At 52.9% G+C, this 6,735-nt stretch carries 5 protein-coding genes and 8 tRNA genes; 1 reads left to right on the forward strand and 12 read right to left on the reverse strand.

Going from position 1 to position 6,735, the window contains the following annotated elements; genetic code table 11:
• Positions 1-78: 78 nt before the first annotated feature.
• The 4 genes from ybeY to mtgA all read right to left on the reverse strand — a co-directional run bounded on the left by ybeY (position 79) and on the right by mtgA (position 4,059).
• A complete protein-coding gene (gene ybeY / locus L4D19_RS27990; protein ID WP_428455117.1) occupies positions 79-543 on the reverse strand; it encodes an rRNA maturation RNase YbeY in 465 nt (154 codons plus the stop codon).
• On the reverse strand, positions 543-1,628 hold the full coding sequence (locus L4D19_RS27995) for a PhoH family protein (protein ID WP_428455121.1): 1,086 nt from the start codon (positions 1,626-1,628) through the stop codon (positions 543-545). The genes ybeY and L4D19_RS27995 overlap by 1 nt, the downstream gene beginning before the upstream one ends.
• Before the next feature lie 82 nt (positions 1,629-1,710).
• The gene (gene miaB / locus L4D19_RS28000; RefSeq protein ID WP_075764941.1) at positions 1,711-3,135 is read right to left on the reverse strand and encodes a tRNA (N6-isopentenyl adenosine(37)-C2)-methylthiotransferase MiaB; all 1,425 of its coding nucleotides are present in this window, start codon (positions 3,133-3,135) and stop codon (positions 1,711-1,713) included.
• A gap of 237 nt (positions 3,136-3,372) precedes the next feature.
• Positions 3,373-4,059 carry a monofunctional biosynthetic peptidoglycan transglycosylase gene (gene mtgA / locus L4D19_RS28005; RefSeq protein ID WP_428455118.1) on the reverse strand — a complete coding sequence of 229 codons (687 nt, stop codon included), beginning with the start codon at positions 4,057-4,059 and terminating at the stop codon, positions 3,373-3,375.
• 214 nt (positions 4,060-4,273) lie between these two features.
• Here mtgA and L4D19_RS28010 point away from each other — a divergent pair, with 214 nt between their 5' ends.
• Complete coding sequence (locus tag L4D19_RS28010; protein WP_428455119.1) at positions 4,274-5,434, forward strand: 2-octaprenyl-3-methyl-6-methoxy-1,4-benzoquinol hydroxylase; 1,161 nt, start codon at positions 4,274-4,276, stop codon at positions 5,432-5,434.
• Between the two features lie 166 nt (positions 5,435-5,600).
• Here the strand turns inward: L4D19_RS28010 and L4D19_RS28015 are convergent.
• The 8 genes from L4D19_RS28015 to L4D19_RS28050 all read right to left on the reverse strand — a co-directional run bounded on the left by L4D19_RS28015 (position 5,601) and on the right by L4D19_RS28050 (position 6,628).
• Positions 5,601-5,685: transfer RNA gene (locus tag L4D19_RS28015), tRNA-Leu, on the reverse strand.
• An 80-nt stretch (positions 5,686-5,765) separates the two neighbouring features.
• Positions 5,766-5,850 (reverse strand) — tRNA-Leu (locus L4D19_RS28020).
• Between the two features lie 44 nt (positions 5,851-5,894).
• Positions 5,895-5,969 (reverse strand) — tRNA-Gln (locus L4D19_RS28025).
• A gap of 44 nt (positions 5,970-6,013) precedes the next feature.
• A tRNA-Leu gene (locus L4D19_RS28030) sits at positions 6,014-6,098 on the reverse strand.
• An 80-nt stretch (positions 6,099-6,178) separates the two neighbouring features.
• A tRNA-Leu gene (locus L4D19_RS28035) sits at positions 6,179-6,263 on the reverse strand.
• Positions 6,264-6,297: 34 nt separating this feature from the next.
• Positions 6,298-6,374 (reverse strand) — tRNA-Met (locus L4D19_RS28040).
• Between the two features lie 45 nt (positions 6,375-6,419).
• Positions 6,420-6,494 (reverse strand) — tRNA-Gln (locus L4D19_RS28045).
• A 49-nt stretch (positions 6,495-6,543) separates the two neighbouring features.
• A tRNA-Leu gene (locus L4D19_RS28050) sits at positions 6,544-6,628 on the reverse strand.
• Between the last annotated feature and the right edge of the window lie 107 nt (positions 6,629-6,735).

Consider the following 6,735-nt stretch of genomic DNA (forward strand, 5'->3'; position numbering starts at 1 on the left):
GTGCCACGGGGTGCTATCTGATACCTCACCGGGTGTATCCGGTCGAGGTATCTATACGACAACGGTTTTCCGATAATGTTACCGCTTTTCTTCGGCGTACGGATCGGTGAAACCCATGTTTTCCATAATTTCCGTTTCCAAAGATTCCATTTCTTCGGCTTCATCATCATCGATATGATCATAACCTAGCAGATGGAGACTGCCGTGTACAACCATATGTGCCCAGTGGGCATTCAGGGGTTTATCCTGCTCTTTTGCCTCATCTTCGACAACTTGACGACAGATGATCAGGTCACCCAGCAGATCTAACTCTACCCCAGGTGGCGCTTCAAACGGGAATGACAATACGTTGGTCGGTTTGTCCTTACCGCGGTACTCGTGGTTCAGGGCATGGCTCTCGGCGCCGTCGACAAGACGGACCGTGACTTCGGCATCAGCCTGGAACGGGGTGATGGCCGCATTGAGCCATTGCTGAAAGTCAGCTTCGCTTGGCATGCCTTCCTGGCTTTCAGTGGCATATTGCAGATCGAGATAAATCGCCATTAGTTACTTTTTTCCGGTTCGGCAAGGGAGGCTGCGGCTTGTTGCAGGGCCTGCTGCTCTTCGCGGCGGCGCTGTTCGGCCTGCTTGCGTTGTTTCTGGTCTTCGGTTTCCCATACTTCATAGGCTTGTACGATACGCGCAACCACAGGGTGGCGAACAACATCGTCGGCCTGGAAGAAGTTAAAGCTGATCTCGTCGACATCCGCCAGGACCTCGATCGCATGACGCAGACCGGAGCGGGCACCGCGCGGCAGGTCGATCTGGGTAACGTCACCGGTGATCACGGCCCGGGAATTGAAACCGATACGGGTAAGGAACATTTTCATCTGCTCGACCGTGGTGTTCTGGCTTTCGTCAAGAATGATAAAGGCGTCATTCAGGGTACGGCCACGCATGTAAGCCAGCGGGGCAACTTCAATCACGTTGCGCTCGATGAGCTTCTCGACACGCTCGAAGCCCAGCATTTCGAATAGGGCATCGTAGAGCGGACGCAGGTACGGGTCGACTTTCTGGCTCAGATCACCTGGCAGGAAGCCCAGTTTTTCACCGGCTTCAACCGCAGGGCGGGTCAGCAGAATACGGCGAATTTCCTGGCGCTCGAGAGCATCGACGGCGGCTGCCACGGCCAGGTAGGTTTTACCGGTACCGGCAGGGCCTACACCAAAGGTAATGTCATGGGTAACCATGTTGGTGATGTACTGGGCCTGATTTGGCGTACGCGGTTTGATCACCCCTTTTTTAGTCTTGATGGTGGCTTCTTTGCCGTAAGGGATGGTGCTCTCGGTGGTTTGCTCTAGTACACCGCATTCTTTGATGGCCAGATGAATCTGCTCGGGCTCGATATCGGGGATCGTATTGCGAACCGGTGCCGTATCGACATACAGAGTTTTGATGATATGGGCAGCAGCCTGGGCTGTATGGGGCTGGCCGACAACGCTGAAGCTGTTGCCACGATGGTTGATTTCTACACCCAAACGGCGTTCAAGTTGTTTGATATTATCGTCGAAAGGGCCGCAAAGGCTGGAAAGGCGCTGGTTATTGGCGGGTTCCAGATTGAATTCTACAGTGTTAATTTTGCTCAAGATTTGCCTCTCATTGCGGTCGCCCGGAGAGCCAGGCGACCATTTGTTCAGGGCGCGTCCTACTGGTATTCAGACAGGCGTTATACTATGGAGTATATACGCCTACACCCAATTCATCTTCTTTACGTGTTTTCTCCATCACCTCGGTTGGTGACATCGCCACACGCAGGTCCATTTCGGCCTCGGTACGAACCAGATCACCACGCAGTGAGTTGGTGAATACGTCAGTGATCTTCACGTCTACAAACTGGCCGATCAGCTCGGCAGAGCCTTCGAAGTTGACCACTCGGTTGTTTTCGGTACGGCCACGCAGCTCCATGATGTTCTTCTTCGACGGGCCTTCAACCAGAATACGCTGTTCGGTGTCCAGCATCTGGCGAGAGTAGCGCATCGCCTGAGTATTGATCTGTTGCTGCAGCTCGTACAAGCGCTCTTTTTTCACATTCTCTGGCAGATCACAAGGATAGTCCGCTGCCGGTGTGCCCGGGCGTGCCGAGAAGATAAAGCTGAAGCTCATGTCGAAATCGATATCGCGGATCAGCTTCATGGTGTCCTGGAAGTCCTGGTCACTCTCGCCCGGGAAGGCGACAATGAAGTCTGAGCTGATAGTGATATCCGGGCGAGCCTTACGCAGCTTGCGGATCTTAGACTTGTATTCCAGTGCCGTGTGCGGACGCTTCATCATAGTCAGGATGCGATCCGAGCCGCTCTGTACCGGCAGGTGCAGGAAGCTCACCAGCTCCGGAGTATCTTCGTATACGGCAATGATATCGTCGGTAAACTCGATTGGATGGCTGGTGGTATAGCGGATACGGTCGATACCGTCGATTGCCGCAACCAGGCGCAACAGCTCGGCAAAGGTGGCGATATCATCGTCGTGAGTTGCACCGCGGTAGGCGTTAACGTTCTGGCCTAGCAGGTTGACTTCACGTACGCCTTGCTCAGCAAGCTGGGCTACTTCGAACAGGACATCATCCAGCGGGCGGCTGACTTCCTCACCGCGGGTGTAAGGTACCACGCAGTAAGTACAGTACTTGGAACAGCCTTCCATGATGGATACGAATGCTGTCGCTCCATCGGCGCGAGGCTCCGGCAGGCTGTCGAATTTTTCGATTTCAGGGAAAGAGATGTCCATCACTGGCGCATGATCAGACTGCGACTGTTTGATCATCTCTGGCAAGCGGTGCAGGGTCTGCGGGCCAAAGATAACATCCACGTAAGGGGCGCGCTGACGAATTGAGTCGCCTTCTTGAGTTGCTACACAACCGCCCACGCCAATCACTAGGTCCGGCTTTTTGTCTTTCAGTGTCTTCCAGCGGCCTAGCTGGTGGAAAACTTTTTCTTGTGCCTTTTCACGGATTGAGCAGGTGTTCAGTAGCAGAACGTCTGCTTCTTCTGGTTCTTCCGTTAACTCGAAGCCATTGGCTGCATTTAGAAGATCGGCCATTTTTGATGAATCGTATTCGTTCATCTGGCAGCCCCAGGTTTTAATAAGCAGTTTCTTAGCCATGTCTAACTCTTCACTCGTAGTGTTTATTCATTGCATTCAACATTGCTTCATTCGGCGAACAGTACGTTAAACGAGCTGTTCGCTGTAGCAAGCCGCGTATTGTACTGCTTTAAACCCGGCCTGACCAGAACATCACCACCCCGATTAAAGTATGGTTTTTGGAATTAGGGACTACTTATTGTATTTACTGCCGTTTGCCGGGTAACGGATACCGGGGCGAAAGTGCTGGCAACGGTGCTACAGCTCGTTCAGTGTTCCTTTGCCCAACTGGCGCATCTGCCGGGTGATCCAGCGGCTTCGCTTGCTGACGTAGGCACTCATCGGGCTGGCCTTGATCTTATAGGGGTTGGGCAGAACTGCGGCGAGCTGGGCGGCCTGCTGGGCTGACAGCCGACTTGATGGGATCGCAAAGTAGTTCTGGCTGGCGGCTTCTATGCCATAGAGGCCCGGACCAAATTCGATGATGTTGAGGTAGACCTCAAGAATGCGGCGCTTGTCCCAGATGATCTCCATCAGCTGGGCAAAGTACAGCTCAACTCCTTTTCGGATAAATGAGCGGGCAGGGAAGAGAAAGAGATTTTTCGCTGTTTGCTGGGTGATGGTACTGCCCCCCCGGCTGGGCCCGTCGGTACCGGTTTTCTTGAGGATGCCAAGCACGGCATTGATATCGACGCCATGGTGATTGGTGAAATGCTGATCTTCAGAAGCAATGACCGCCAGCTGGGCATTGGGGGAAATATCCTCAATATCGGCCCAGAGGTGTGTCGTCTGTTCCGGATAGCCTGCCGGCGGAAACAGGCTGCGGTGGATCTTCCAGCCCCAGGCCGGTGGGTCGATGTATTTTAGCGTTGCGACCAGCACGACTGGCAGGCCAAGCGCTAACAGTACAAGCCGGAATAACCAGCGTTTGAGTCGAGCGATCACCGGTGATATCACCTTCTAGCTAAGTTCGGTGTCCTATCATAGTAAAGAAATATGCGAAGGGGCAGAGTTCAGAGGAATTTCCGAAGGATTATCGCTGATGGCGAAAGGGGAATCAGGTAACATGGGGGTAATTATTTGACTCCGTTACGGAATGTCAGATCCAGATAGTTAATCTGTTTACACCGTTTGGTATAGCACTGAGATGAGACCAGATATGGAACAATATGATGTAGTCGTTGCTGGTGGCGGGATGGTCGGTGCCGCGACGGCACTGGGGCTGGCACAGCAAGGGCTGACTGTCGCCGTGATTGAAGGTATGGCGCCACAGCCTTATCACCCGGAGCAGCCAATGGATCTGCGGGTGTCTGCAATTTCCCCCAACTCGGTAGCCCTGCTGATGCGCCTGGGGGCCTGGGATAGCATTTTGCAGATGCGGCTCTGTCCCTTCAAGCGTCTGGAAACCTGGGAGCACCCGGAGTGCCGTACCCGGTTCAGCGCCGATGAAATGAACCTGGATCGACTGGGCTATATCGTCGAAAACCGTATTATTCAGCTAGGCCTGTGGCAGCAGTTTGACGACTATCCTAACTTGTCGCTGCTTTGTCCTGCCCGTATGACAACGGCAACACGGGCTGGCGAAGGTTATTGCATCGAGCTTGATGACGGTCGCCAGCTGCAAGCCAAATTGCTGGTCGGGGCCGATGGCGCCAATTCCCAGGTGCGTCAGCAGGCCGGCATTGGGATCACGGCCTGGGACTATCGTCAGCACTGCATGCTGATCAATGTCGAGACGGCGCTGCCGCAGCAAGATATTACCTGGCAGATGTTTACGCCCCGCGGTCCGCGCTCGTTTCTTCCTTTGCCGGGCCATCAGGGCTCTTTAGTGTGGTACGACAGCCCCAAGCGGATCAAGCAGCTCAGTGCGATGACAGCAGAGCAGCTTCATGAGCAGATCGCCGCGCATTTCCCGGCAGAGCTCGGGGAGTTCAAGGTGCTCAACCATGGCAGTTTCCCGCTGACCCGCCGTCATGCGCAGCACTATTACCAGCCGGGAGTAGTATTGCTCGGCGATGCGGCCCATACCATCAATCCGCTCGCCGGTCAGGGCGTCAATCTCGGTTTCAAGGATGTCGATGTATTGCTGCATGAGATCGAGAAGGCAGGAAAGGCGTGGGCAGAGCCAAAAGTACTGAAAGCCTACGAGTTCCGTCGCCGGCCGGACAATTTGCTGATGCAAAGCGGCATGGATTTTTTCTATACCACCTTCAGCAATTCCCTGCTGCCGATCAAACTGCTGCGTAACGCGGGATTGAAGCTGGCCGAGCATACCGGTCCGGTAAAAAAGCAGGTATTGAAATACGCGATGGGGATGTAGCAAGCTTCGCGAGTCCTGCAGATAAAGAAAAAGCCGAATGTTATCAATACATTCGGCTTAACAACCAGAGAGATACGATCATTTTGTAGGTTGTAAAAACAGTACTATCAGCAGTTAGCTTTACTGCAGACATAAGAAAACCCACCAAAAGGTGGGTTTCTCAATATGGTGCGGAAGGAGAGACTTGAACTCTCACACCTTGCGGCGCCAGAACCTAAATCTGGTGCGTCTACCAATTCCGCCACTTCCGCATTTATTCAGCCATGACGAGCTGATGTAACTCTGATTGTATTGTTCAGTCCGGGAATTGGTGTTCCGATCTGAAGAATAATGGTGCGGAAGGAGAGACTTGAACTCTCACACCTTGCGGCGCCAGAACCTAAATCTGGTGCGTCTACCAATTCCGCCACTTCCGCAGTACTTACCGTTGAATCAAACGATTCTGACGTTAAGTGAAAAATGGCAGGTCTACCTGGATTCGAACCAGGGAATGACGGGATCAAAACCCGTTGCCTTACCGCTTGGCGATAGACCTGCAGGATGCTCGTTAGAGCCTCTCGAAGAGAGTTAATCAGAGAATGGTGCGGAAGGAGAGACTTGAACTCTCACACCTTGCGGCGCCAGAACCTAAATCTGGTGCGTCTACCAATTCCGCCACTTCCGCATTTATTCAGCCATGACGAGCTGATGTAACTCTGATTGTATTTTTCAGTTCGGGAATTGGTGTTCCGAACTAAAGAATAATGGTGCGGAAGGAGAGACTTGAACTCTCACACCTTGCGGCGCCAGAACCTAAATCTGGTGCGTCTACCAATTCCGCCACTTCCGCATCTTGTGTTTTACATCATTCCGCGAGGGAAGGATGGTGGCTACGACGGGATTCGAACCTGTGACCCCATCATTATGAGTGATGTGCTCTAACCAACTGAGCTACGTAGCCGCTTTTAAAGCTACTGATAAAACTATTAATCAGTATCTTTGAAAATGGCAGGGCTACCTGGATTCGAACCAGGGAATGACGGGATCAAAACCCGTTGCCTTACCGCTTGGCGATAGCCCTACAGGTGCTTTTCTTCAAAGCTGCTCTTGCTTCGCAGTGAAGAAGAGAATGGTGCGGAAGGAGAGACTTGAACTCTCACACCTTGCGGCGCCAGAACCTAAATCTGGTGCGTCTACCAATTCCGCCACTTCCGCAGTACTTACCGTTGAATCAAACGATTCTGACGTTRAGTGAAAAATGGCAGGTCTACCTGGATTCGAACCAGGGAATGACGGGATCAAAACCCGTTGCCTTACCGCTT

It is taken from the genome of Photobacterium kasasachensis (assembly GCF_050336885.1).
In the GTDB taxonomy this organism is placed as follows: domain Bacteria; phylum Pseudomonadota; class Gammaproteobacteria; order Enterobacterales; family Vibrionaceae; genus Photobacterium; species Photobacterium kasasachensis.